General features: G+C 72.3%; 21 protein-coding genes. 15 read left to right on the top strand and 6 right to left on the bottom strand.

The genetic code is table 11. From position 1 onward, the window contains the following. Window positions 1-2: 2 nt before the first annotated feature. From KHC19_RS09690 to KHC19_RS09715, 6 genes are all read right to left on the bottom strand, one after another. Complete coding sequence (locus KHC19_RS09690; protein WP_213352145.1) at window positions 3-704, bottom strand: ABC transporter ATP-binding protein; 702 nt, start codon at window positions 702-704, stop codon at window positions 3-5. Continuing rightward, entirely contained in the window at window positions 701-1,471 is a 771-nt protein-coding gene (locus tag KHC19_RS09695) for an ABC transporter ATP-binding protein (RefSeq protein WP_213352146.1), read from the bottom strand. Before KHC19_RS09695 ends, KHC19_RS09690 begins: the two co-directional genes overlap by 4 nt. Next, window positions 1,468-3,327, bottom strand: a complete 1,860-nt coding sequence (locus KHC19_RS09700) for an ABC transporter permease (protein WP_246548672.1) — start codon at window positions 3,325-3,327, stop codon at window positions 1,468-1,470. Before KHC19_RS09700 ends, KHC19_RS09695 begins: the two co-directional genes overlap by 4 nt. A 519-nt stretch (window positions 3,328-3,846) precedes the next feature. Further along, entirely contained in the window at window positions 3,847-5,073 is a 1,227-nt protein-coding gene (locus KHC19_RS09705; protein ID WP_213352148.1) for an ABC transporter substrate-binding protein, read from the bottom strand. 126 nt (window positions 5,074-5,199) lie between these two features. Further along, window positions 5,200-6,093, bottom strand: coding sequence for a DMT family transporter (locus tag KHC19_RS09710; protein WP_213352149.1), 894 nt, complete (start codon window positions 6,091-6,093; stop codon window positions 5,200-5,202). 243 nt (window positions 6,094-6,336) lie between these two features. Further along, window positions 6,337-6,840, bottom strand: a complete 504-nt coding sequence (locus KHC19_RS09715; protein WP_213352150.1) for a GNAT family N-acetyltransferase — start codon at window positions 6,838-6,840, stop codon at window positions 6,337-6,339. A gap of 178 nt (window positions 6,841-7,018) precedes the next feature. On the opposite strand from KHC19_RS09715, the gene KHC19_RS09720 reads away from it, so the two are divergent. The 15 genes from KHC19_RS09720 to addA all read left to right on the top strand — a co-directional run bounded on the left by KHC19_RS09720 (window position 7,019) and on the right by addA (window position 26,305). Beyond that, window positions 7,019-7,501 (top strand): hypothetical protein, encoded by a 483-nt coding sequence (locus KHC19_RS09720; RefSeq protein ID WP_213352151.1) that lies wholly within the window; start codon window positions 7,019-7,021, stop codon window positions 7,499-7,501. Between the two features lie 115 nt (window positions 7,502-7,616). Continuing rightward, window positions 7,617-8,339: a L,D-transpeptidase gene (locus KHC19_RS09725; RefSeq protein WP_343207685.1), complete on the top strand. Its 723-nt coding sequence runs from the start codon at window positions 7,617-7,619 to the stop codon at window positions 8,337-8,339. Window positions 8,340-8,489: 150 nt separating this feature from the next. Then, window positions 8,490-9,320, top strand: coding sequence for a bifunctional demethylmenaquinone methyltransferase/2-methoxy-6-polyprenyl-1,4-benzoquinol methylase UbiE (gene ubiE / locus KHC19_RS09730; RefSeq protein WP_213352153.1), 831 nt, complete (start codon window positions 8,490-8,492; stop codon window positions 9,318-9,320). Between the two features lie 42 nt (window positions 9,321-9,362). Continuing rightward, the gene (ubiB, locus tag KHC19_RS09735; RefSeq protein ID WP_213352310.1) at window positions 9,363-10,910 is read left to right on the top strand and encodes a 2-polyprenylphenol 6-hydroxylase; all 1,548 of its coding nucleotides are present in this window, start codon (window positions 9,363-9,365) and stop codon (window positions 10,908-10,910) included. 12 nt (window positions 10,911-10,922) lie between these two features. Then, entirely contained in the window at window positions 10,923-11,150 is a 228-nt protein-coding gene (locus tag KHC19_RS09740) for a hypothetical protein (protein ID WP_213352154.1), read from the top strand. Window positions 11,151-11,163: 13 nt separating this feature from the next. Continuing rightward, window positions 11,164-11,292 carry a hypothetical protein gene (locus tag KHC19_RS26195; protein ID WP_281418557.1) on the top strand — a complete coding sequence of 43 codons (129 nt, stop codon included), beginning with the start codon at window positions 11,164-11,166 and terminating at the stop codon, window positions 11,290-11,292. Between the two features lie 100 nt (window positions 11,293-11,392). Beyond that, the gene (gene coaBC / locus KHC19_RS09745) at window positions 11,393-12,649 is read left to right on the top strand and encodes a bifunctional phosphopantothenoylcysteine decarboxylase/phosphopantothenate--cysteine ligase CoaBC (protein WP_213352155.1); all 1,257 of its coding nucleotides are present in this window, start codon (window positions 11,393-11,395) and stop codon (window positions 12,647-12,649) included. After that, window positions 12,649-13,122 carry a dUTP diphosphatase gene (gene dut / locus KHC19_RS09750; protein WP_213352156.1) on the top strand — a complete coding sequence of 158 codons (474 nt, stop codon included), beginning with the start codon at window positions 12,649-12,651 and terminating at the stop codon, window positions 13,120-13,122. Before coaBC ends, dut begins: the two co-directional genes overlap by 1 nt. Before the next feature lie 9 nt (window positions 13,123-13,131). Further along, window positions 13,132-13,575, top strand: a complete 444-nt coding sequence (locus KHC19_RS09755) for an RrF2 family transcriptional regulator (protein ID WP_213352157.1) — start codon at window positions 13,132-13,134, stop codon at window positions 13,573-13,575. Between the two features lie 107 nt (window positions 13,576-13,682). Beyond that, window positions 13,683-14,678 (top strand): cysteine synthase A, encoded by a 996-nt coding sequence (gene cysK / locus KHC19_RS09760; protein WP_213352158.1) that lies wholly within the window; start codon window positions 13,683-13,685, stop codon window positions 14,676-14,678. A gap of 194 nt (window positions 14,679-14,872) precedes the next feature. Then, window positions 14,873-17,359, top strand: a complete 2,487-nt coding sequence (locus KHC19_RS09765) for a PAS domain-containing sensor histidine kinase (RefSeq protein WP_246548572.1) — start codon at window positions 14,873-14,875, stop codon at window positions 17,357-17,359. Between the two features lie 72 nt (window positions 17,360-17,431). Continuing rightward, window positions 17,432-19,000 (top strand): tRNA (adenosine(37)-N6)-threonylcarbamoyltransferase complex ATPase subunit type 1 TsaE, encoded by a 1,569-nt coding sequence (gene tsaE, locus KHC19_RS09770; RefSeq protein ID WP_246548581.1) that lies wholly within the window; start codon window positions 17,432-17,434, stop codon window positions 18,998-19,000. Beyond that, window positions 18,997-19,716 (top strand): nucleotidyltransferase family protein, encoded by a 720-nt coding sequence (locus KHC19_RS09775; RefSeq protein ID WP_213352160.1) that lies wholly within the window; start codon window positions 18,997-18,999, stop codon window positions 19,714-19,716. Before tsaE ends, KHC19_RS09775 begins: the two co-directional genes overlap by 4 nt. A 65-nt stretch (window positions 19,717-19,781) precedes the next feature. Beyond that, entirely contained in the window at window positions 19,782-22,892 is a 3,111-nt protein-coding gene (gene addB, locus KHC19_RS09780) for a double-strand break repair protein AddB (RefSeq protein ID WP_213352161.1), read from the top strand. Continuing rightward, on the top strand, window positions 22,889-26,305 hold the full coding sequence (gene addA / locus KHC19_RS09785) for a double-strand break repair helicase AddA (RefSeq protein ID WP_213352162.1): 3,417 nt from the start codon (window positions 22,889-22,891) through the stop codon (window positions 26,303-26,305). The genes addB and addA overlap by 4 nt, the downstream gene beginning before the upstream one ends. Window positions 26,306-26,335: the final 30 nt, after the last annotated feature.

A 26,335-nucleotide genomic window follows, 5' to 3' on the forward strand; every position in this document is an offset into this window, starting at 1 on the left:
CCTCACTCCGCGGTTCCGTCCTCGATGCCTCGGGCGTCCGCCATCGGCCCGCTCCAGCGCAGGGCGCCCTGGTCGATGTGATAGGCGCGGTCGCAGAGTTCCTCACACAGCGCGGCGTTCTGCTCCGACAGCAGCAGCGAGAGGCCGTCCGCCTTCAATTGCCGCAAGGCGGCGCCCATCTCCTCGACGATGATCGGCGCCACGCCCTCGGAGGGTTCGTCGAGCAGCAGCAGATCGGGATTGCCGACCAGGGCGCGGGCCACGGCGAGCATCTGCTGCTCGCCGCCGGACATGGCGTCGCCGCGTCGTCCGCGCAGCTCGGCGAGATTGGGGAACAACGCGAAGAGCCGCTCCGGCGGCCAGCGGTCGATGCCGTCGCGGCCGGGGCGGCGGGCGAGGGCGAGGTTCTCCTCGGCGGTCAGATCGATGAAGATGCGGCGGTCCTCGGGGACATAGCCGACGCCGCGCCGGGCGACGCGGTGGGGCGGCAGGCCGGAAATATCCGCGCCGCCGAGGGAGAGGCGGCGGGCGCGATGGCGCACCAGTCCCATCACCGCCTTCAGCGTGGTGCTCTTGCCGGCGCCGTTGCGGCCGATCAGCGCCACCGCTTCGCCGCGCCCCACGGTGAGCGACAGGCCGAACAGCGCCTGGGCCGGGCCGTACCAGGCCTCCAGTCCGTCGATTTCCAGCAGCGGCGCCGTCACGTCCGTCCCTCCGTCCCGCTACGGCCGAGATAGACCGCGCGCACCTGCGGGTCGGCGCGCACCGCCTCGGCGCTGCCATCGGCGATCACCCGCCCGCGGGCGAGCACGAGGACGCGGTCGGCATGGCCGAACACCACGTCCATGGAATGCTCGGTGAACAGCACCGCGAGGCCGCGCGCGGCGGCCAGGCGCTGCACCAGGCCGATCAGGGCGAGGCGCTCATGGGCGCCCATGCCGGCGGTCGGCTCGTCCATCAGCAGCAGGCGCGGCGAGCCGGCCAGCGCGATGGCGAGCTCCAGCCGCTTGACGTCGCCATAGGCAAGGCCGGCGGCGGCATGTTCCGCCCGCGCGGCGAGCCCGGTCTGTTCGAGAAGCGCCAGCGCCTCGTCCCGCGCCTGCCCGTCCTGCGGGCGCCACAGGCCGAAGCTGCGGCCGCGCGATGCGAGGATCGCCGTCTCGACATTGGCCAGCACGGTGAGCGAGACGAAGACGGCGGCGATCTGGAAGGTGCGGCCGACGCCGAGCCGGGCGATGGCGCGTGGCGCGCGGCCGGTGATGTCGCGCCCGGCGAGGCGTACCGTGCCGGCATCGGGGCGGATCTGGCCGTTCACCACGTTGAAGCAGGTCGACTTGCCGGCGCCGTTGGGGCCGATCAGCGCCAGCAATTCGCCCGCCTGCACCTCGAAGCTCACCCCGTCGAGGGCACGCACGCCGCCATAGGACTTGGCGAGGCCCTCGACGCGCAGCACCGGCGCGGCGGCGGTCATCGGGCCGGGCTCCATCGGGCGGCGAGGCGCGACAGGCCGCCGGCGATGCCGCCGGGAAACAGCAGGACGAGGGCGAGGATCAGCGCGCCGAGCAAAGCGCGCCAATAGGCGGTCTCGCGCATCACCATGTCCTGCAGCAGGGTGAAGGCGCCGGCGCCGAGCACCGGCCCGGCCGGGCTGGAGAGGCCGCCGAGCAGCACCATCACCAATGCGTCGATGGAGCGCCCGACCGCCAGCGTCTCCGGCGAGATCGAGCCCTTGGCAAAGGCGTAGAGCCCGCCCGCCGCGCCGGCGAGCAGGCCGGAGGCGAGGAAGGCGAGCCAGCGTATGCCAGCGACGTCGATGCCGGAGGCCTCCGCCCGCCGGCGCGCGTCGCGCCCGGCCCGCAGCGCGTGGCCGAAGGGGGCGTGGATCAGCCGGCGAATCATCAGGAGGCCCGCGACGGTGACGGCGAGGGCGGCGAGATAGAGCCCGGCGCGGCTGTCGAACGGCCAGTCCGGCCAGATGCCGATCAGCCCGTTGGAGCCGCCGGTGACCTCTTCCCACTGGAAGATGACCGACCAGACGATCTGCGCGAAGGCGAGGGTGAGCATGGCGAGATAGACGCCTTCCAGCCGCACGCAGAACCAGCCGAAGACCAGCGCTCCCGCTCCGGCGGCGAGGATGCCGACGCCGAAGGCCGGCACCGTGGGCAGGCCGAGCCCGGTCGCCGCCAGCGCCGTGCCGTAGGCGCCGAGGCCGAAATAGGCGGCGTGGCCGAAGGAGGCCATCCCGCCCGGCCCCATGACGAGATGCAGGGAGGCGGCGAACAGCACCGCGACGAGCATGTCGAGCGCCAGCACCGGCGCATAGGCCCAGGCCGAGGCGAGCAGCGGCACGGCGAGTGCGGCCGCCAGCGCGAGGCCGGCGAGGGTGCGGCCGCTGGCGCCCAGCGGCCGCAGGGGAGCTTCGTCGGCCTGTCCCCGCGCGGGGGCGCCGTGCGGGCGGCCGAACAGGCCCTGCGGGCGCAGCACCAGCACCAGCGCCATCACCAGGAATTCGGCCACCAGCGTCAGCTTGCTCATGTTGAACGCCCAGCCGGTGATGTCGACGGTGCCCAGCGCGATGCACAGGGCCTTGGTCAGCGCCACCAGCACCGCGGCGACATAGGCGCCGGGGATCGAGCCCATGCCGCCGATCACCACCACCACGAAGGCGTCGCCAAGCACGGCAAGGTCGAGCGACAGGTTGGCCGGCTCGCGGGCGGTCTGCAGCGCCCCGCCGAGGCCGGCGAGACAGGCACCGAGGGCGAAGACGGCGGTGAACAACAGCGCGGGGTTGATGCCGAGCGCCGCCACCATCTCGCGGTCCTGGGTCGCCGCGCGCACCGTGCGGCCGAAGCGGGTGCGCTTCATCAAGAGGTGCAGCCCCAGCAGCACCGCGGGGCCGGCGATGGCCAGGAAGACGTCATATTCCGGCAGGCGGCGGCCGATGAGCTCGATCGAGCCCTTCAGCCCCGGTGCCCGCGGGCCGAGCAGGTCCTCCGGCCCCCAGAGCCACAGGGCGGCGTCGTTGAGGATGAGGGCGAGCGCGAAGGTGGCGACCAGCTGGTAGAGCTCCGGCACGTGGTAGATGCGCCGCAGCAGCAGGATCTCCACCGCCGCGCCGAGCAGGCCGATGGCGAGCGCAGCGAGGAGCAGCCCGCCCCAATAGCCGAGTGGGCCAGGCAGGCGGTCGGCCAGCGTCACCGCGAGATAGAGCCCCAGCATGTAGAAGGCGCCATGCGCCATGTTCACGATGCGGGTGACGCCGAAGATGATCGACAGGCCGGCGGCGACGAAGAACAGGCCGGAAGCCGAGGCCAGCCCGTTGATCATCTGGAACGCCAGGGAATCGAGCGTCACGCGGGCCTCCTTGCCGGTTCAGGTCTTGATGGTTGCCCGGCGTGCGCGGAGCCGGCATCGGGTGGATCGCCGCGATCCGGCGGGGTTGAACGGCGTTCCTTGCGGACCGGTCGGAATGGGGCCGAGATGTGCTCGCGGCCACCAAGAGGCGGGGCATGCGAGGACCGGGCTCTTCTCCCTCTCCCCGTCGGGGAGAGGGGTAGGGTGAGGGTGTGGACGCTCCAAGGCTCCGCAGCCGCGTTCCCCCTCACCGCCCCGCTTCGCGGGCCACCTCTCCGTCGAAACCGGATACATCCGGTTTCGGCCTCGCCAGAACCGAACTCGGCAACAGCCGAGTTCGGCGGGGAGAGAGAAAGAAAGGTCGGCTTGCGAGAATTGGCGGATGGCCTGCCTGCCGGCCCACGATTGAAGTGCCTGTACCGTGCAGCGCCGACCCACACCTCGCCGACCCACACCTCGCCGACCCACGCGTCGCCGTTCCGCGCGGCGCCCTCAGTCGCGCCTCGGCCGCAGCTTCCCCACCTCGGCGTCGGAGGGCAGCACGCTCGCGCCGTCGACATAGACGGGATCGAGCATCACGCCCTTGCCGTCCTTCTGGCCGAGCGTGCCGACGAAGGCGCCCATGGTGGCCTGGTGGTCGCTGGCGCGGTAGGTGAACGGGCCGAACGGGCCGGTGACGGCCAGTCCCTTAAAGGCCTCCACCAGCTTCTCGGTGTCCGGCCCGCCGGCCTTCTTCAGCCCCTCGGCGAGGGAAATGATGGCGGTGTAGCCGACGATCGAGCCGAGCCGCGGCGGCTCGCCATATTTCGCCTGATAGGCGTCGAGGAAGGCTTTGTGCTCGGGCGTGGCGATGGCGTACCAGGGATAGCCGGTGGCGACCCATCCCTGCGGCGCCTCGTCCTTCATCGGGTCGAGATATTCCGGCTCGCCGGACAGGAGGCTGACGACGAAGGTGCCGTCCAGCGTGCCGCGGCTATTGGCCTCGCGCACGAATTTGGCGAGGTCGGCGGCGAACAGCACGTTGAACACCGCATCGGGCTTGGCGTCCGCCAGCGCCTGCGCCACCGCGCCGGCATCGAGCTTGCCGAGCGGGGTGGCCTGCTCGGCGACGAACTCCACGTCCGGCTGCGCGGCCTTCAGCAGCGTCTTGAAGGTGGCGGCGGCCGACTGGCCGTATTCGTAATTGGGATAGACCAGCGCCCAGCGCTTCCTGTTGGCCTTCACCGCATAGGGCATCAGCATCGCCACCTGCATGTAGGTGGAGGCGCGCAGGCGGAAGGTGTAGCGGTTGCCGTCCGCCCAGGTGATCTTGTCGGTCAGCGGCTCGGAGGCGAGGAAGAACACCTTGCGCTTGTCGGCGAAGCCGGCCACCGCGAGGCCGACATTGGACAGGAAGGTGCCGGTGAGCACGTCGGCCTTCTCGCGGGTGACGAGGTCCTCGGCGACCCGCACCGCGTCGCCGGGATTGCCGCCATCGTCGCGGATGATCAGCTCGAGCGGGCGCCCGTTGATGCCGCCGGCGGCGTTGACCTGCTCGACGGCGAGCTCCATCGCCCGGCGATAGGGCTCGAGGAAGGCCGGCTGTGCCTTGTAGCTGTTGAGTTCGCCGATGCGGATCGGCTCGGCGGCGCGCGCCGCCATCGGCCCGGCGATCCCCGCGACGAGGAGCGCAGCGGCGGTCAGGCGCGACAGGAGCGACGAGCGCGGGGCGGCGGGCATGCGGATCTCCGGGCAGGATGGGCGTCGGTCGCCAACTTAGCCGCTGCGCCTGCCGCGTCCAGAGCATCGGGCGGCGGCGGCCGATTTTGGAGCGTTTCTCGGCAGCGCCGTCCGTCCATCTCCCTGCTACGGGCCGACATCGACCTCCGGCTCGTTGACGCGGGCGCGCCGCGAGGCGATGAGCGCGCCGCCAATGATCAGGCCGGCGCCGAGGAGGGTGGCGGCGCCGGGAATCTCGCCGAAAGCGAAGAAGCCGATCAGGATCGCCCAGATGAAGGCGGTGTATTCGAACACGCCGAGCCGGCTGGCATCGGCGCGCTGATAGGCGGCGGCGAGGCACAGATGGCCGGCGGTGCCGAGCGCGCCGATCAGCAGCATCAGCGCGAGTTCGCCCGCATCCGGCGCCGTCCAGAACATCACCCCGAGCGGGGCGATGAGCAGCGCCGGGAACAGGTTCTGCAACAGCACGATGGTCGAGAGCGGGTCGCGCGCCGCCCGGCTCTTCAGCACCACCATGGACAGCGCATAGGTGACGGCGGAGACCAGGGCGGCGGCGATGCCGAGCAGGTTGGCCTCCTCGGCCGCGCCGGGCGCGATCTGGCTGAACAGCACGACCAGCACGCCGAGAAAGCCGATGCCGATGGCGATCACCACCGAGCCGGTGGGGCGCTCGCCGAGAATCATCGCGGCGAACAGCGCGATGAAGATCGGCGAGGTGAAGGACAGCGCCAGCACCACGGCGAGCGGAAGCACCGAGAGGGCGTAGAAGAAGGACAGCGCCGTCGCCGTCACCACCAGGGAGCGCCAGGCATGCGGGCGCAGCGTCTCGCGGCTGGGCAGCCGGGTGCGCATGGCGGCGAACACCAGGAAGGCCATGCTGCCGCCGGCGAGATAGCGCATGAAGGCCACTTGCGGCGTCGAATGGGTCTCGCCGACGAACTTGATCATCCCGTCCATGATCGACAGGAGGAAGATGCCGGCGACCGCCAGCAAAGCGGGGCCGAGCGCGGGACGGAGCATGAGGCGGGTGATCATGGCACGCGGAATGGCGGACGCCCCGCCGAGGCGCGCCGGCCGGCGCGCGTTCCGGTCCGGCGAGGCTACGCTCGCTTCGCCGGCGAATCGGTCGCCGGCTGCGGGGCCGCGCGTGCCTCGCGGCCGGAGGTGTAGAGGATGTCGGCGCCGAGGGAAACGGCTTTTGCGCCGTGGCGTGCCGCCGGAGACGGATCGCCGGAGACGCATCGCCACGGGCGCGCGGGCCGCTCACCCCCCGGCGAGGGACAGGCGATAGGGATATTCCGAGGTGTCGGACATGTCGCCGAACGTCCGCGTGCCCGGCAGGCGCTCGAAGCCGAGGCTCTCATAGAAGCGATGGGCGTCGAGGAAGCGGGTGTCGGTCCACAGCCGCATCTCCGGCGCGCCATGGGCGCGGGCGAAGGCGAGCGCCTCGCCCATCAGCGCACGGGCGACGCCGCGGCGGCGGGCGGCACGCGCGACATAGACCTTGGTGATCTCCACGGCGCCGGCGGGGGCGTCGCGGCCGCGCATCGGGGCGGCCGCGAGCGAGCCGATGACCGTCCCGGCATCGGCCGCCACCCAGATGGCGCCGGACCGGACGGCGAAGTGGCTGGCGATGGCATCGAGCTCGGGGAATTCGGCGGCGCGATCGAAGATGCAGCCGGGATATTCGGCGAAAGCGCCGGCGATAAGGGCGGCGATCGCGTCGCCATCGGCGTCGCCGGCGAGGCGAATCAGGGGCAGGCTCAACGAATTCTCTCGTAGTGTGGCTCGGTTAACGTCGACGAGTCGGCGAGGGCGCACTATTGTGTCCTTCCGTTTCCCGCGTAAAGCCCGTATGCGGGAAGGTATCCCATTCACTTGTGCGGCCGGGGTTTGCCTGGTCGCTGGTCTTTACGACCGGCATCTACCCGTCCCGGAGTGCTCGATGAAGCTGTCTAGTCGTTTCGTGCGTCTGTCCCTCGTCGCCGCGGTGGCCGCGCTCGCGGCCGCCTGCGCCAGCACGCCCCAGGCGCCGACGTCGGTCGAGCCGGCCATGCCGCGCTACACCTCGCCGATCACCGCCCAGCAGCTGGTGGGCAAATGGGGCCTGGCCGCCTATCACCGGCCGGACGACGCCAGCCGGACCGAGGCGCAGGCCCGGCAGGGCTGCCGGCAGCCCTACGTGATCAGCGCCGGCCCGAATGGCGGCTTCATGATGTATCTCGCCGACCAGTCGACGCCGTCCGAGCTGGTGTCGAAGCAGGTGGCGCCGGGGCCGACCTTCATCGGCCTGCCGGACGAGCCGCCGGGCGCGCAGTCCGACCGCGAGGTGCTGCGCTTCGACGGCCAGATCCTGGTGATGAAGTGGGTCGACCAGGAGGTTCAGGGCCGCTACGGCACCATGGTCTATGTCCGCTGCCCGGCCTGACCGGTCGCACGGCTAACCGCGCATTAACCATGCACGGTGAAAGCTGGGGGGCATGGAGCGCGAGCGCCGGAGCCCTGGCATGCATGGTCGGCGGAGAACGGGATGGCGCGGCGGCGTGCACCGCAGCCGGCGTGGCATCGGCCTGCGGGCGGCGCTCGCCGTCGCCTCGGGTATCGTGCTGGCGGCGGTGATCGCCGCGCTCGCCGGCACGCTGGTGGCGACGCCGGCGGCGGCACAGGCCCGCAGCTGGTCGGGCGGCGGCTTCTACGGCATCGACGACAGCAATTACGCTGTGTTCTCCGCGCAGCCTCGCGAGGGCGGCGGTGCGGCCGGCGGGTATTTCGACGCCAATGCGCCGGCGCCGGTGTATCCGGGCGGCGGCGGGCGGGGCGTCAACACGGAATATAACCGCCAGATCGTGCCCTATGTCTCGGCCGATCCCCCCGGCACCGTCATCGTCGATACCGGGGCGCGCTTCCTCTATCTGCTGCAGGGCGGCGGCCGGGCGTTGCGCTACGGCATCGGCGTCGGCCGCGAGGGCTTCGCCTGGAGCGGCGCCGAGCGCATCAGCCGCAAGGCCGAATGGCCGAGCTGGACGCCGCCGGCGGAGATGCATGCCCGCCGTCCCGGCCTGCCGGAGCGCATGGAAGGCGGGCCGGACAACCCGCTCGGCGCCCGCGCGCTCTATCTCGGCAACACGCTCTACCGCATCCACGGCACCAACGAGGCCGACAGCATCGGCCGGGCGGTGTCGTCCGGCTGCATCCGCATGCGCAACGACGATGTGATCGACCTCTATGGCCGGGTACGGATCGGCACGCTGGTGCGGGTCATCTGAGCCCTTGCAAGGCCGGCGTCGCGCTCCATCTGCCACCTCATGCGGGCCTTGCATGGCTCGCCGTCTGGTCGGGCGGGAGCGGCTCGGCTATGGTCCGGCCGCGCTTCGGTCGGCGCAGGGGTCGGACCGGGCGGGGATCGCGAGGACAGGATGACGGCAGGCAGCAGCGCGCAGGACGGGATTCCGCAGGATGCCGCCGAGCCGGTGTCGGCCCCGCATTCGCCCGATGCCGGCGCCGACACCCATTTCGGCTATCGCACCGTGCCGCTGGGCGACAAGCAGCGCATGGTGGACGAGGTGTTCCACTCGGTCGCCCGCCGCTACGACGTGATGAACGACTTCATGTCGCTCGGCCTGCACCGGGTGTGGAAGGACCTGCTCGTCTCGCGCATCCGTCCGCCGAAGAACGACCGGCCGTTCCGCCTGCTCGACGTCGCCGGCGGCACCGGCGACGTGTCGTTCCGCACCGTGGAGGCCGGCGGCGCCGGCACGCGCGCGGTGGTGGCCGACATCAATGGCGGCATGCTCGGGGTGGGGCGCGAGCGCGCCGCCAGCCTCGGCCATGCGGACAAGGTGGAGTTCGTCGAGGCCAATGCCGAGGAACTGCCCTTCCCGGACAAGTCCTTCGACGCCACCTCCATCGCCTTCGGCATCCGCAACGTGCCGCGCATGGACAAGGCGCTTTCCGAGATGCGCCGGGTGCTGAAGCCGGGCGGGCACGCCTTCGTGCTGGAGTTCTCCCGCGTCGACGTGCCGGGGCTCGACGCGATCTACGACGCCTATTCCTTCAAGGCGATCCCGCCCATGGGGCGGCTGGTGACCGGCGATTCGGAATCCTACCGGTATCTCGTCGAATCGATCCGCCGCTTCCCGGCGCCGGAGCTGTTCGGCGAGATGATGCGCGAGGCCGGGCTGAAGCGCGTCGCCTGGACCCCGCTGACGGGCGGCATCGTCTGCCTGCACAGCGGCGCGCGGATCTGAGCGCGAGGATCTGGACGCATCGTGGCCACCTTCTTCGGAGACATGCTGCGGCTCGCCCGCGCCGGCTATGTGATGGCCCGCGAGGGCGTGCTCGCCCGCGTCGACCCCGACATATTGCCGCCCGGCACCGAGCCGCTGTTCCGTCTCGCCCGGCTGATCGAACGCCGCGACGGCCGTTCCAGCGCCGCCGCGCTCGGCGCCGCGCTGTCCCGGCTCGGGCCGTCCTATGTGAAGCTCGGCCAGTTCCTGGCGACGCGCCCGGACGTGGTCGGCGTCGAGATGGCGCGCGACCTCGAAGTGCTGCAGGACCGCATGCCGGCCTTCCCGCAGGCGGTGGCGGAGGCAGCTGTCGCCCGTACGCTCGACCGGCCGGTGGCGGCGCTTTATGCCTCGCTGGGCCCGCCCATCGCCGCCGCCTCCATCGCGCAGGTGCACCGGGGCGAGACGCGGGAGGCCGAAGGCCCGGCGCGCCTCGTGGCGGTGAAGGTGCTGCGGCCGGACGTGCAGGCGCGCTTCCGGGCCGACCTCTCCTCCTTCTATCGGGCGGCCCGGCTCGGCGAGAGGGCCTCGCCGGAGGGGCAGCGGCTGCGGCTGGTCGCCATCGTCGACACGCTGGCGCGCTCGGTGGCGATGGAGATGGATTTGCGGCTCGAGGCGGCCGCGCTTTCCGAACTGGCGCAGAACACCGCCGCCGAGACCGATTTCCGCGTGCCGGCGGTGGACTGGGACCGCACCGGGCGGGAGGTGCTGACCACCGAGTGGATCGACGGCATCAAGCTGAACGACATGGAGGGGCTGCGGGCCGCTGGCCACGACCTGCCGGAGCTGGGCCGCATCCTCATGCAGTCCTTCCTGCGCCACGCGCTGCGCGACGGCTTCTTCCACGCCGACATGCACCCCGGCAACCTGTTCATCGATGCCGAGGGCCGGCTGGTGGCGGTGGATTGCGGCATCATGGGCCGGCTGGGGGTGAAGGAGCGGCGCTTCCTCGCCGAGATCCTCTACGGCTTCATCACCCGCAACTGGATCCGTACCGCCGAGGTGCATTTCGAGGCCGGCTACGTGCCGATGCACCATTCGGTGGAGGATTTCGCCCAGGCGATCCGCGCCATCGGCGAGCCGATCCATTCGCGCAGCGCCAGCGAGATCTCGATGGCGAAGCTGCTGACGCTGCTGTTCGAGGTCACCGCGCTGTTCGACATGAAGACGCGGCCAGAACTGCTGCTCTTGCAGAAGACCATGGTGGTGGTGGAAGGCGTCGCCCGCACCCTCGACCCGAACCTGAACATGTGGCGCACCGCCGAGCCGGTGGTGCGGACATGGATCGAGCGCAATCTCGGCCCGGCCGGCAAGCTGGAGGAGGCCACGCACGGGCTGCAGGCCGTGGGGCGCGGGCTTCAGGCGCTGCCGGACCTCGTCGCGCAGGGCCAGCGCATCGCCGCCCAGCTCGACCGCTCGACCCGCGACGGCATCGCGCTGGCGCCGGAAACGGTGGAGGCGATCGGCCGGGCGGAAGGGCGCGGCAATCGCGGCCTCACCTTCGCGCTGTGGGCGATCGCGGCGCTGCTGGCGGCGCATCTGCTCTTATGACGGGACGTCGTCATGAGCCTTGTACCGAATGAGCGCACCAAATACCTCGCCACGCTGATCAACACGGTGGCGGCGGCGAGCATCGTCGCCGGGGTGGTGGCGCCGATGGTTGCCTTCACCTTCGGCATGCCCGGCCCGATCAGCGGTGGCTTTACCGTGGCGGTCGGCATCGTTTGGCTTTTAGTCGGTGCCGCCTTACATTACACGGTGAGGATCATCCTCGGAACGCTCAAGCCGTAAGGAGGTGCGAGCCATGACCTTACTGCAATGGTACGTCCTGGTTGGAGCTCCGCTCATTCTGCTGGCGGGCGCCTATGGCGCTGTGTGTCTGGCCAAACATGACCGCCGGAATGCGGATCGCCATATCGGCCCGGCCGAGTGATCGCCCGGATGGATCTCCCGATCTCGGCCCCATCGCCTCTGGGCCGCACGGCCGCGCTGCGCTATAGGCCTTGTCAGGCAAAAGGCGCAGGCAGTTCCGCATGCTCGCAGGCAAGACGGTCCTTCTCATCATCGGCGGCGGCATCGCCGCCTATAAGAGCCTCGATCTCATCCGCCGGCTGAAGGAGCGCGGCGCCCGGGTGCGTGTCGTGATGACCGCGGCGGCGCAGCATTTCGTCACCCCGCTCGCCGCCGGGGCGCTGTCGCACGAGCCGGTGTTCACCGAATTGTTCGATCGCGCCGCCGAGCAGGATATCGGTCATATCCGCCTCGCCCGCGAGGCCGATCTCGTGATCCTCGCGCCCGCCACCGCCGACCGCATGGCGCGGATGGCCACCGGCTTCGCCGAGGACCTCGCCGGCGCGGTGCTGTTGGCCGCCCGGGTGCCGGTGCTCGTTGCCCCGGCGATGAACCCGGCGATGTGGGCGCATCCCGCCACCCGGCGCAGCGTCGCGACGCTGAAGGCCGACGGCATCGCCTTCATCGGCCCGATGGCCGGGGCCATGGCCGAGCGCGGCGAGGAAGGCCTCGGGCGCATGGCCGAGCCCACCGAGATCGCCGAGGCCGCGGAGGCCCTGCTGGCGGCCGGCGGGGCGCTGGCGGGCAAGCATGTGCTCGTCACCTCCGGGCCGACCCATGAACCGATCGACCCGGTGCGCTACATCGCCAACCGTTCCTCCGGCAAGCAGGGCCACGCCATCGCCGCCGCCGCCGCGCGCGCCGGCGCGCGGGTGACGCTGGTCTCCGGCCCGGTGAACCTGCCGGACCCGGCCGGCGTCGAGGTGCGCCGCGTCGAGACCGCCCGCGAGATGCTGGCGGCGGTCGAGGCCGCCCTGCCGGCCGATGCGGCGGTGTTCGCCGCCGCGGTGGCGGACTGGCGAGTTGCCGCCGAGGCCGGGCAGAAGCTGAAGAAGGACGGCAACGCCATCCCGCCGCTCGCTCTCACCGAGAACCCGGACATTCTTGCCGGCATCGCCCGGCGCGTCGCGGGGCGCCCGCGCCTCGTCATCGGCTTCGCGGCCGAGACGCAGAACGTCATCGCCCATGCGCAGGCCAAGCTCGCGCGCAAGGGATGCGACTGGATCCTCGCCAACGACGTCTCGCAGGATGGCGGCGACCAGAGCGGCATTCCCGGCGGGGTGATGGGGGCGGACCGCAACGCCGTGCATCTCGTCAGCGCCGCCGGGGTGGAGGATTGGCCGACCGCCTCCAAGGCGGAGGTGGCGCGGCGGCTCGTCGACCGCATCGCCGAAGCGCTGGACCGGCAGGAGACGCTGGGCCGGCAGGAGAACCCCTGATGAGCCTCGTCATTCCCGTCCAGGTCCTGCCGCATGGCGAGGGCCTGCCGCTGCCGTCCTACGCGACCGAGGGCGCAGCCGGCCTCGACCTGATCGCCGCCGTGCCCGACGCCGAGCCGCTGGTGCTCGCCCCGCTCGCGCGCGCGGCGGTGCCCACCGGGCTCTGCCTCGCGCTGCCGGCCGGCCATGAGGCGCAGGTGCGCCCGCGCTCCGGGCTGGCGCTGAAGCACGGCGTCACCGTGCTCAACGCGCCGGGCACCATCGACGCCGACTATCGCGGCGAGGTGAAGGTGCTGCTGGTGAATCTCGGCGAGGCGCCGTTCCGCATCGAACGCGGCATGCGCATCGGCCAGATGGTGGTGGCTCCCGTCCTCCGCGCGACTCTCGAAAAATCCCGTGATTTAGAAAAAACAACGCGGGGAGATGGTGGATTTGGCTCGACGGGGCTCGACGGCGGGCAAATATCGCGCTAGCCAAGAGACATGCCGCGTTTGTCCGACAAAAGCCTGCTGGCCATCGCCGCCGTCGTCGACGTCGCCCTCTATGCGCGGGGCACGCCGGTGGCGGCCAAGGCGTTGGCTGCGCGTCACGAATTGCCGCCGCGCCATCTGGAGCCGGTGTTGCAGTCCCTCGTGCATGCCGGCGTATTGAAGGGCGTGCGCGGCCCGCGCGGCGGCTACGAGCTTGCGCGCGAGCGCCGGCGCATCACCGTCGCCGAAATCGTGCGGGTGGTGGAGGCGGAGGCGGGCGACGCGCTGGAGAGCCTGCCCTCCATCGTGCGCGAGGTGATCCAGCCGGCCGTTGGCGAGGCCGAGCGCACCTTCGAGGCGGCGCTGGATGCGGTGACCGTCGAGGATCTCTGTCGCAGCTCGGCGCAGAAGGAAGACCGTCGCGCCCTGCCGGAAGGCATAGATTTCACGATTTGATTTCGTGATACTTCAGTTTCTCGACAATATTACGTGAATATGTTAGGCGTCGGTTCAATGCTGGCGGGCGAAGCATCCGCCGCGATCACGTCCCATCGGAGGCATACATGGCCGAGCCCGCCCTTTCGCCCGTCCGCCAGCCGGTCACTGCCGGCTCGAAGCCCGGCCGCGGCCGCGTCTATTCCTCGATCACCGAGACGGTCGGCGACACGCCGCTGGTGGAGCTTCGCCGCCTGCCGGCGCAGCGGGGCGTGAAGGCGCGCATCCTCGCCAAGCTCGAATTCTTCAACCCGCTCGCCAGCGTGAAGGACCGCATCGGCCTCTCGATGATCGCGGCGATGGAGGAGGCCGGCGTGCTGCGGCCGACGACGGTGCTGGTCGAGCCGACCTCCGGCAATACCGGCATCGCGCTGGCGTTCGTGGCGGCGGCGCATGGCTACAAGCTGATGCTGGTCATGCCCGAATCGATGTCGGTGGAGCGGCGCAAGATGCTCGCCCTGCTCGGCGCCGAGCTGGTGCTCACCCCGGCGGCGCAGGGCATGCGCGGCGCGGTCGCCAAGGCCGAGGAGTTGGTGAAGGAGCTGCCCGACGCCATCATCCCGCAGCAGTTCCGCAATCCCGCCAATCCCGAGGCGCACCGGCAGTACACCGCCGAGGAGATCTGGAACGACACCGACGGCGCGGTGGACGTGGTGGTGTCCGGCGTCGGCACCGGCGGCACCATCACCGGCATCGGCCAGGTGCTGAAGCCGCGCAAGCCCTCGCTGCGCATGGTGGCGGTGGAGCCGGAGGATTCCCCGGTGCTCTCCGGCGGCCAGCCCGGCCCGCACAAGATCCAGGGCATCGGCGCCGGCTTCATCCCGGAGGTGCTGGATCGCTCGGTGATCGACGAAGTGGTCACCGTCGGCAACCAGACCGCCTTCGAGACCGCCCGCGCCGTGGCGCGGCTGGAGGGCATCCCGGTCGGCATTTCCTCGGGCGCGGCGATCGCGGCGGCGCTCGAGCTCGGCGCCCGGCCGGACATGGAGGGGAAGACCATCGTGGTCATCATTCCATCCTTCGCCGAGCGCTACCTTTCCACCGCCCTGTTCGAAGGGCTGTGAGCCGCCGCCCGCGCGGGGATTCCAGAGCGACTCCGGCTTCGCTACAGTCGCGTTGATTCGGCATGTTCGGCGGCGGGCTTCGTCCCCGTGCCGAACCGATACGGGGCAGCGTGGCGGGACAAGGGGGACGGGCGCGGATGGCGCAGCCGGCCGGCAACGGCGGTGCAGGTGGGATGCGGACCCTGGCGGTGCGCATGGTCCGTCCTGTTCGTTCCCTTCGCTCGCCGCGACGCGGGCTGCTCGGCACCAGCGCGCTGGTGGCGGTGCTGGCGGATGCCGGGCCGGCCGCGGCGGCGGATCTGCTGGGCGGTGCGGCGCGCAGCCTGGCGGCGCTCGACCCCGGCTCGCTGGTCGGCCTGTCGCTGGCGCTCGGCCTGCTCGCCTTCGCCACCACCACCGCCATCGTGCATGTGCGCTTCCGCCGGCTGGCCCGGGCGCGGGAGGAGGCGGCCTTCGCCGAGATCTCCCGGCTGGAGGCGCAGATCGAGGAAGGCCGCGCCCTTCTCATGGCCGAGCCGCAGATCATCGTGGTCTGGCGCGATCCGGCCGCCGATCCCGAGATCATCGGCAATACCCCCGCCTTCACCGGCGTCGCGGCGCCGTCGCGCATCCTCGCCTTCGGCAGCTGGCTCGCCGCGCCCTCCGCGCGCGAGATCGAGGCCGCGGTCGATCTCCTGCGTGCCCGCGGCACGCCGCTCGCCGTGTCGCTGGTGACGCAGGACGGGCGCCATGTCGAAGCCGACGGTCGTCCGGTCGGTTCCGCCGTGGTGCTGCGGCTGCGCGACATTGCCGGGCTGCGGCGCGACCATGCCCGCCTCGCCGAGGCGCATGCGCTGCTGGAGCGCCAGACGCGGGCGCTGCGCAACCTCGTCGACGCCATCCCGGCGCCGGCCTGGCTTGCCGATGCCGAGGGGCGGCTCGCCTTCGCCAATGCCGCCTATGTCCATGCGGTGGAGGCGCGCGATCTCAAGGAGGCGCTCGGCCGCGACCTCGCCCTGCTCGATGCCGAGGGCCGGCGCCAGGCGCTGGCCGCCCTCGCCGAGGCCGGGACGTTCCAGGCCCGCCTGCCGGTGGTGGTGGCCGGCAGCCGCCGCCTGGTCGATGTGCGGGAAGCGGCGGTCGGGGACGGCAGCGCCGGCATCGCGCTCGATGCCACCGAGGAGGAGCGCATCCGCACCGAGCTCGCCCACGCGCTCGGCGCGCACCGGCGCACGCTCGACCAGCTCTCCACCGCCGTCGCCATTTTCGGCGAGGACCAGCGGCTGATCTTCCACAACGCCGCCTATGCGAGCCTGTTCGATCTCGATCCGGGCTTTCTCGACGACCGGCCGAGCGACGTCGCGGTGCTGGACCGGCTGCGCGCGGCCCGCCGCCTGCCGGAGCAGGCGGATTTCCGGGCCTGGCGCGCCGAGCTGCACGAGGCCTACCGCTCCATCGAGCCGCGCGAGCATTGGTGGCACCTGCCGGGCGGGCGGACGCTGCGGGTGGTCACCGCGCCCAACCCGGAAGGCGGCATCACCTATCTGTTCGACGAAGTGACCGAGCGGCTGGCGCTTGAGAGCCGCTTCAACGCGCTGACCCGCATCCAGAGCGAGACGCTGGACGCCCTCGCCGAGGCGGTGGCGGTGTTCGGTTCCGACGGGCGGCTCGGCCTTTCCAACAGCGCTTTCCGCCGCATGTGGAAGCTGGAGGCAGGGCAGCTCGCCGGACGGCCGCATATCGACGCGGTGGTGGAGGCGTGCCGGCCGCTCTCGGCGGACGAGGCAGCCTGGGGACGCCTGCGTGCGGCGGTGACCGGCATCGAGGCCCGGATGCCGGCCGTGTTCCGCATGGAGCGCGTCGACGAGGCGATCCTCGACGGTTCCACCCAGCCGCTGCCGGACGGCGGGACGCTGATCACGCTGCGCGACGTCACCGACAGCGTGAATGTCGAGCGGGCGCTGGTCGACCGCAACGAGGCGCTGGTGGCGGCGGACCACCTCAAGAGCACCTTCGTCAGCCACGTTTCCTATGAGTTGCGCTCGCCGCTGACCACGATCATCGGCTTCGCCCAGCTGCTCGACGACACCGGCATCGGCCCGCTCAACGACCGCCAGCGCGCCTATGTGAACCACATCACCGAATCGAGCGCGGCGCTGCTGGCGATCATCAACGACATTCTCGATCTCGCCACCATCGATGCCGGGGCGATGAGCCTCGACCTCGCCGAGGTCGACGTGCGCGGCGCGATGGATGCGGCGGCCGAGGGGGTGCGCGACCGGGTGGTGGAGGGCAACCTCACCCTCGCCATCGAGGTGTCGGCGGGTGCCGGCAGCTTCCGCGCCGATGCCAAGCGGGTGCGGCAGGTGCTGTACAATCTCTTGTCCAATGCGGTGGGTTTCGCCCCCAGCGGCTCGACGGTGCGGCTCGCGGCCGAGCGGCGCGGCGGCGAGGTGATCTTCCAGGTGCGCGACCAGGGGCCGGGCATCCCGCCGGAAATCGGCGGCCGGCTGTTCGACCGCTTCGAGAGCCATACCTCCGGCTCGCGCCATCGCGGCGTCGGCCTCGGCCTGTCGATCGTGCGCTCGCTGGTCGCCCTGCACGGCGGATCGATCCAGATCGGTCCGGCGCCGGGGGGCGGCACGCTGGTGACCTGCCGCTTCCCGCTCGACAGCGGCACGGCGCAGGTGGCGGCGGAGTAGGCGATGAAGGAGGGGCAGATCGGGTTCGGTCAGGTCGCCGGGGGACAGGCCATGGGAGCGCAAGGCGCGGGAATGCCCGTTCATTGGAGCGTGGTGCTGCCGGACGAGCACGCCACCGGCCGCCTCGCCATGGACCTCGCCTTCGCGCTGGTGCCGGGCGATCTCGTCACCCTCGACGGCGATCTCGGCGCCGGCAAGTCGACGCTGGCGCGGGCGCTGATCCGGGCGCTCGCCGACGATCTCGAGCTCGAGGTGCCCAGCCCGACCTTCAATCTCGTGCAGACCTACGACCTGCCGCGCCACCGCGTGGTGCATGCCGATTTCTACCGGCTCGGCGATCCCGCCGAACTGGAGGAGATCGGCTGGGACGAACTCGCCGATGGCGCCATCGCCCTGGTCGAATGGCCGGAGCGGGTGCCGGCGCTGCTCAACGCGCCGAACCGGCTGGACGTGCATATCGCCCTGACGCCGGAAGCGAGCGCGACGACCCGGCGCGTCCGGCTGATGGCCTATGGCCGGGTCGCCGAGGCGCTCCGGCGCATGAAGGCGATCCGCTCGCTGATCGATCTCGCCGGCTTCGGTCCCGCCCGCCGCAAGCATCTGCAGGGCGATGCCTCCACCCGCGCCTATGAGCGTCTGGTCGGCAAGGCCCGCAACGCCATTCTCATGAACGCGCCGCGCCGGCCGGACGGCCCGCCGGTGCGCGACGGCAAGCCCTACAGCCAGATCGCCCATCTGGCCGAGGACGTGAAGCCCTTCGTGGCCATGGCGCGCGGCCTCGCGGCGCGCGGCTTCTCGGCCCCGACCATCTATGCCGCCGATCTCGCCGGCGGCCTGCTGGTCATCGAGGATCTCGGCGACGAGGGCGTGGTGGCGGGCGTGCCGCCGGCGCCGGTGGCCGAGCGCTACGAGGCGGCCGCCGACGTGCTGGCGGCCCTGCACGGCATGGAACTGCCGGCGACGCTCACCGTCTCGCCGGATTGCGACCATACATTGCCGGCTTACGACCTGGCGGCGCTGTTGATCGAGGTCGAGCTGCTGCTCGACTGGTACATTCCCCATCGGGGCGGCGGGCCGGTGAGCGACGCCATGCGCGCCGAGTTCCGCGGCCTGTGGACGGCGGCGCTCGCCGGCTCGCTCGCGCTGAAGCCGACCTGGGTGCTGCGCGACTATCATTCGCCGAACCTCATCTGGATGCCGGACCGGCAGGGGCTGGCCCGTGTCGGCCTCATCGACTTCCAGGACGCGGTGATGGGCCCCGCCGCCTACGACCTCGTCTCGCTGGCGCAGGATGCGCGCGTCGACGTGCCGGAGGAACTGGAGCTGCACCTGCTCGGCCGCTACATCCGCGACCGGCGGGTGGAGGCGGATTTCGACATCCGCGCCTTCGCGGCCTCCTATGCGGTGATGGGCGCGCAGCGGGCGACCAAGATCCTCGGCATCTTCGCGCGTCTCGACAAGCGGGACGGCAAGCCGCAATACCTTCGCCATATCCCGCGTATATGGAACTATCTCCAGCGCGGGCTCGCCTTCACCGATCTCGCGCCGCTGAAGGCCTGGTTCGACCGGCATGTTCCGGCCCCGGACCAGCCCGTCGCCCGCCCCGTCGATCCACCCTCCGAGCCGCCGCAGACGACATGAGCCCTATCCGCAACGCCATGGTGCTCGCCGCCGGCCTCGGCACCCGCATGCGCCCGCTGACCGACGACCGGCCCAAGCCGCTGGTGGAGGTGGCCGGCCAGCCGCTCATCGACCATGTGCTCGACCGGCTGGCCGATGCCGGCATCGAGACCGCGGTGGTCAACCTGCATTATTTCGCCGATCTCCTGGAAGCGCATCTCGCCGGGCGTACCCGCCCGCATGTGGTGTTCTCCGACGAGCGCGGCCTCCTGCTCGACACCGGCGGTGGCATCCGCAAGGCGCTGCCGCTGCTCGGCGACGGGCCGTTCGTCTCGATCAATTCCGACACCATCTGGATCGAGGGCATCCGCCCCAATCTGCCGAGCCTCATGGCGGAGTTCGATCCCGAGCGGATGGATGCGATGCTGCTGCTCGCCGCCGCCACCGGCTCGGTCGGCTATGAGGGACGCGGCGATTTCTCCATGGATGGCGATGGCCGGCTTACCTTGCGCGGCGAGCGGCTGGTGGCGCCCTTCGTCTATGCCGGGGCGGCGGTGCTCGCGCCGGCGCTGTTCGACGGCGCGCCGGAGGGGCCGTTCTCGCTGGTGAAGCTGTTCGCCCGCGCCGCCGAGGCCGGTCGGCTGTTCGGGCTGCGCCTCGATGGCGTCTGGATGCATGTCGGCACGCCGGAGGCGATCGGCGAGGCGGAGCGTGCCGTCAGCCTGTCGACGGAATAGGCGACGAGGCCTTTCCCGCCGGCATCCTCTAAGATCGGCGGGCACACGATTCGACAGGCCCCAGCATGCCGGCGTCGCAGACATCGTTCGATTTCGGGAAGGCGGCGGGAGAGGCCGGGCCGGAGCCGGTCAGGACGGCGCGCCGGCCCGCGCGGGTCTTCACCATTCCCGCTTCGGCTCCGTTTCTGCCCGTGCTCGCCGAGGCGCTGCTCGACGGCACGCTGGTGCCCGGCTTCGCGCCGCGCGGCGATCCCCTGGCGCTGGCTTCCGCCACCGTCTACCTGCCGACCCGCCGCGCCGGCCGGCTGTTCGCCGAGGAACTGCGCCGGCGCATGGGCGGCACCACGCTGCTGCCGAAGATCGTCCCGGTCGGCGATGTCGACGAGGATGCGCTGATCTTCGCGGAGGAAAGCGCCGGCCCGCCGAAGGCGGTCGCCTCGACGACCCGGCGACTGGCGCTGGCCAGCCTCGTCGGCAAATGGCGGGCGGCGCTGGGCGAGGAGGACGGGCGCAGCGCGGTGGCGGCCGGTCCCGGCGCCGGTCTCGCGCTGGCCGACGCGCTGGCCGGGCTGATCGACGAGATGGCGGCGCAGCAGGTGCCGTGGTCGCGGCTCGACGATCTGGTGCCCGGCGAGCATGACCGCTACTGGGACATGGCGCTCGACTTCCTCAAGATCGCCCGCGAGGTGTGGCCGGCGCTGCGCGGCGAGGAGGTCGACGCCGCGCTGCGCCGCGACCGGCTGATCGACGCCGAGGCGGCGCGGCTGGCGGCGCTCGGGGAAGCCGCCCCGCCGGTGGTGGCCGCCGGCTCCACCGGCTCGATGCCGGCGACGGCGCGCCTGCTCGATGCGGTGTCGCGGCTGCCGCGCGGGGCGCTGGTGCTGCCGGGCCTCGACCGCCACATGTCGGAGGTCGACTGGAACGCGCTCACCCGCGAGCCGGATCCGGCGCCCAGCCATCCGCAATATGGCCTGGCGCGGCTGCTCAGCGGCATGCATCTGCGCCGCGCGGAGGTGGTTCCGCTCGCCGAGCCCGCCGCGCCGCATCGCGAGCTGCTGCTCTCGGAAGCGCTGCTGCCGGCCGAGGCGACGCAGGGCTGGGCGCGCCTTGCCGAGCGCCTGCCGGAGGCGGACCGGGCGACGGCGCTGGCCGATGTCACGCTGATCGAGGCGGACGACGCCCGCGAGGAGGCGCTGGCCATCGCGCTGGTGCTGCGCGAGACGCTGGAGGCCGAGGCGCGGCGGGCGGCGCTCATCACCCCGGATCGCGACCTCGCCCGTCGCGTCGCCGCCGAGCTGCTGCGCTTCGGCATCGCCATCGACGATTCCGCCGGCGAGCCATTGTCGGAGAGCGGCGCCGGCCGGTTCGCGCGGCTGATCGCCGACGCGGCGGCCGAGCGTCTGGCGCCGTTGCCGCTCGCGGCGCTGCTGCGTCACGCGGCGGCGCGCTTCGGGCTCGACCGGGCGGCGCTCGCGCAGGCGACAGATGCGCTGGAGCTGATGGTGCTGCGCGGCCCGCGCCCGGCGCCCGGCGCCGAAGGACTGGCCGCGGCGGTCGCCGGCTTCCGGCCGGAGGACTGGCACCGCGACGATCCCCGCCGCATGGTCGATATCGACCGGCGGGAGCGGGCGGCCGATCTGGCGCGACGGCTCGGCGAGGCGCTGGCGCCGCTCAGCGGCCTCGGACCGGGGCTGCACGGTTTCGCCGATCTCGTCGATGCCCATCGTGCGGCGGTGATGGCGGCGCTCGCTGAGGAGGGGGGCGCGCGCGAGGCGACGCCGGACGAGGCGGCGCTCGCCGCGGCCTTCGACGAACTGGCGGCCGGCGCGCCGCTCGCACCGGCGATGAGCCTTGCCGACTATGCGGCGGCGCTGCCGCTTCTGCTCGCCAGCACGCCGGTGCGGCCGCCGCTCGACGCCGGGGCGCGGCTGCGCATCTACGGTCCCCTGGAAGCGCGCCTCGTCCATGTCGACCGCGTGGTGCTGGCGAGCCTCGTCGAGGATGTCTGGCCGGCCATGCCGCGGCCGGACCCGTGGCTGAGCCGGCCGATGCGCGCCGCGCTTGGCCTCGATGTCCCGGAACGGCGGATCGGCCTGGCGGCGCACGACTTCGCCCAGGCTTGCGGCGCACCGGAGCTCGTCCTCACCTATCCGCGCAAGCTGGGCGGCGCGCCGACCGTGCCCTCCCGCTTCCTGCAGCGCCTCGCGGCGGTGGGCGGGCGAGCCTCGTGGGAGGCCGCCCGTGCCCGCGGCGAGCGCTGGCGGCGTGTGGCCGCCGTGCTCGATGTCGAGCCGGCGAAGGAGCGCATCAAGCGGCCGGCGCCGACCCCGCCGGCCGAGCTGCGGCCCACCCGGCTCAGCGTGACCGAGATCGAGACCTTCCTGCGCGATCCCTACGCCATCTATGCGCGGCATGTGCTCGGGCTGCGGCCGCTGGATCCGCTCGACGCCGCGCCGGGGGCCGGCGAGCGCGGCACCGCCATCCACGAGGCGCTGGGCGAGTTCGCCAAGGCCCATCCCGGGGTACTGCCGGCGGACGCGGCGGCACGCCTCGCGGCCTTCGGGCGCGCGGCCTTCGCGCCGCTCGCCGCCTTCCCGGCGGAGCACGCGCTGTGGTGGGCGCGCTTCGAGAAGCTGATCCCGCTCTATCTCGCCTGGGAGCGCGGGCGTCGCGCCGGGCTCGACCGGGTGATCGCCGAGGCCGGTGGGCACCTGTTGATCCCCGGCACGCGCGGGCCGTTCCGGCTCAACGCCTATGCCGATCGCATCGAGCAGCGCCGGGGCGGCGGCCTCGCCCTTCTCGACTTCAAGACCGGCATGGTGCCGACGGCGAAGCAGACCCGCGCCAATTACTCGCCGCAGCTGCCGCTCGAAGCCGCCATCGCCACGCGCGGCGGCTTCGAGGGCGTGCCGGGCGAGCCGGCGGTGGAACTCGCCTATGTGAAGCTCGGTACCGCCGTGCTCAAGGAGATCTCCGCCATCGACAAGGACGCGACGGCGCTCGGCCTTGCCGAGGACGCGCTGGAGCGGGTGACGGTGCTGATCCGCGCCTTCGAGAACCCCGCCCAGCCCTATATCGCGCTGCGCCGTACGCAGTTTCGCGGCCGTTCCGGCCCCTATGATCATCTGGCGCGGGTGCGCGAATGGTCGATCGGCGAAGAGGAGGAGGCGGAATGAGCGAGGCCCCGGCCCTGTCCGCCGCGCTCGGCGCCGCCACGGCGCTGCAGACGCGCGCCTCCGATCCGGGCCTGTCGGTGTGGGTCTCGGCCAATGCCGGCGCCGGCAAGACGCATGTGCTCGCCCGCCGGGTGATCCGGCTGCTGCTGCGCGGCGTGCCGCCCGGGCGCATCCTCTGCCTGACCTATACCAAGGCCGCCGCCGCCAACATGGCCAATCGGGTGCTCGCCATATTGCGCGACTGGGCGGTGATGGACGACGCCTCGCTGGACCGGGCGATCCTCGCCAGCGACGGCGGCGACCCGGCGCCGCTGCGGGCCCGCGCCCGCTCGCTGTTCGCCCTGGCGCTGGAGACGCCGGGCGGGCTGAAGATCCAGACCATCCACGCCTTTTGCGGCCATCTGCTGCGGGCCTTCCCCTTCGAGGCCGGGGTGCCGGCCGGCTTCCGCTCGCTGGAGGATGCCCAGCGGCTGGAACTGCTCGCTCTGGTGCGGGCGCGCATCGTCCACGAGGCGGCGGGCGCGCCGGACACCCCGCTCGGGCAGGCGCTGGCGCTGATCATCGGCGAGGTCGCCGATGGCGGGCTGGACGAATTGCTCGCCGCCCTGCTCGACGCGCCGGATGCGCTCGATGCCGGCGAGGCGGACCTTGCCGGTCTCGTCGGCCTCGATCCGGTGGAAGCCAGTGCGGTTCTCGCCCGGCGCCTCGTCGAGGAGGCGCTGATCCCGCGCGGGGCGTGGCGCGGCATGGCCGAGGCGCTGCTCGCCGCCGGCGGCAATGCCGCCCGGCGCGGCGCCGACCTCCTCGCGGCCGCCGAGGCGGCGGAGGACGAGGTGGCCGAGGCCTATGCCAATGTGTTCCTCAAGGCCGATGGCGACGCCTATGCCGACAAGTTCCTCGGCTCCGGCGAGGTGCGCGCGGCCTTCCCGGCGCTCACCGCCGAGCGCGACCGCGTCGCTCTGCTCGGTCCCCGCCTCGCCGCCGCCCGCGCGGTGGAGCGGAGCCTGGCGGCGCTGGAGCTCGGGCGCGCCGCCCGCCGGCTCTACGAGGAGGCGAAGGCCGCGCGCGGCATGCTCGACTTCGCCGATCTCGTCACCGCGGCGCGGCGGCTGCTCGGTTCCGGCGCCTCCGCCTGGGTGCATTACAAGCTCGACCGCGGCATCGATCATGTGCTGCTCGACGAGGCGCAGGACACCAGCCCCGAGCAATGGGAGGTGATCCAGCCGCTGGTGATGGAGTTCTTCGCCGGCGAGGGCGCGCGGGAGCCGGCGGCCGAGGCGCCCCGTACGCTCTTCGTGGTCGGCGACGAGAAGCAGTCGATCTTCTCCTTCCAGGGCGCCGATCCCAGCCGCTTCGACGCCATGCGCGAGGAGTTCTCCCGCCATGCGCCGGAGGGCGTCTTCCATCATGTGAAGCTGCAGCATTCCTTCCGTTCGGCGCCGGGCATCCTCGCGGCGGTCGACGAGGTGTTTTCCCGCGAGACCGCGTATCGCGGGCTGACCGCGGTAGCCGAGCGCACCGTGCATGTGCCGATCCACGCGCAGCTGCCGGCCCGCGTCGAGATCTGGGAGCCGGAGGCGCCGGTGGAGTGGGAGGAGTCCGATGCCTGGCAGCGCCCGCTCGACGCCCCGCGCCATGACGATCCGGTCAGCCGGCTGGCCGACAAGATCGCCGCCCATGTCCGGGCGCTGATCGACGAGGGCGCGCCGGTGCAGGATCGGCATGGCCCGCGCGCCGCCCGTCCCGGCGATTTCCTGGTGCTGGTGCGCCGGCGCGGCGCGCTGTTCGAGGCGGTGATCCGCGCCCTCAAGCAGGTGGGCGTCGCGGTGGCCGGTGCCGACCGGCTGGTGGTGGCCGAGCATATCGCGGTGATGGATCTCGCCGCGCTCGGCGAGGCGCTGCTGTCGCCCGACGACGAGCTGTCGCTGGCGAGCGCGCTGAAGAGCCCGCTCTTCGGCTTCGACGACGAGGACCTCATCGCGCTGTTGCCGAACCGCGCCGCGCGGCTGATCGACGAACTCACCCGTCGGGCCGATGAGAGGCCGCGCTGGCGGGCGGCGGTGGAGCGGCTCGAGCGCCTGCGCCTGGAAGCCGTCAGCCTGCGGCCCTTCGATTTCTACGCCCGCGTGCTCGGGCGCGAGCGCGGCCGCGCGCTGATGCTGGCGCGGCTGGGGCCGGAGGCGGCGGACGCGCTCGACGAGATGCTGGCGATCGCCCGGGCCTATGAGGGGGCGGAGGCGCCCTCGCTCGCCGGCTTCCTGGCCTTTCTGCGCGGCGGCGAGGCGCAGGCCAAGCGCGACATGGAGGCCGGGCGCGACCAGGTCCGCGTGATGACCGTTCACGGCGCCAAGGGGCTGGAGGCGCCCTATGTCGTGCTCGCCGACACCACCTCCGGGCCACAGAAAAGTCCGCGCGGCGGGTTGCTGGCGGGGCGGCGGCCGGATGGCCGGCGGGTTCTGCTGGTCGCGCGGCAGAAGGCGAAGGACACGCCGGCGATGAAGTGGCTGCGCCAGCACGCCGAGGCGGCGCAGATGGATGAATATCGCCGCCTGCTCTATGTCGCGCTGACCCGCGCCGAAAGCGCGCTGGTGCTGTGCGGCGCCGACGGCAAGCGGAGCCGGCCGGCCGATTGCTGGTACGACGTGGTGCGCGAGGCGCTGGAGCCGCAGGCGGAGCCGGCGCCGGCCATCGGCTTTCCCGGCACGGTGCTGCGCTGGCGCGCGACGTCCGAGCCTGTGGTGTCGATGCCGGCGCCGGCATCCGTGCCGGTGCCGGACGAGCGTGCCGGCGAGGTCGCGCTCGCCCGCCGGCTGGCGTCGCCGGTGGCGCCGGACGAGCCGCATGCGCGGCTGCGCCCGTCGCAGTCCTTGCTGGCCGCTGCCTCGCTGGCCGCCGCCTCGCCGGAACAGGCGCAGATGCTGGCGCGCGGCGCCTTGCTGCACCGGCTGTTCGCGGCGCTGGCGCCGCTGCCGGAGCCGCAGCGCGCGACGGCCGGCCACCGCGTGCTGGCGCTGGCCGGGGCGGGGGACGGCGAAGAGCTGCTCGCCGAGGCGCTGGCGACGCTCGCCTTGCCGGCGCTGGCGGCGCTGTTCGCATCGGAAGGGCGGGCGGAGGTGGATATCGCCGGCGTTCTCGCCGACGGCACGCTGGTCAATGGCCGGATCGACCGGCTGGTGGTGAGCGCGGACCGTGTGCTGGTCGCCGATTTCAAGACCGACCGCCGGGTGCCGGCGGGCCTTGCCGCGGTGCCGCGCGCGCATCTCGACCAGATCGTCGCCTATGCGAGGCTGCTGGCGCGGCTCTATCCCGGCCGGCGGATCGAGCCGCTGCTCATCTATACCGCCGGCCCGCGGGTGCTGGCGCTCACCGAGGCGCGGCTGTGGACGGACGGCGAGGGGCTCACGTCGGAGTGACGGTGCCTTGACGCGGGTGGGGGGCGATAC

The organism is Ancylobacter oerskovii, assembly GCF_018390555.1.
GTDB classification, from domain to species: domain Bacteria; phylum Pseudomonadota; class Alphaproteobacteria; order Rhizobiales; family Xanthobacteraceae; genus Ancylobacter; species Ancylobacter oerskovii.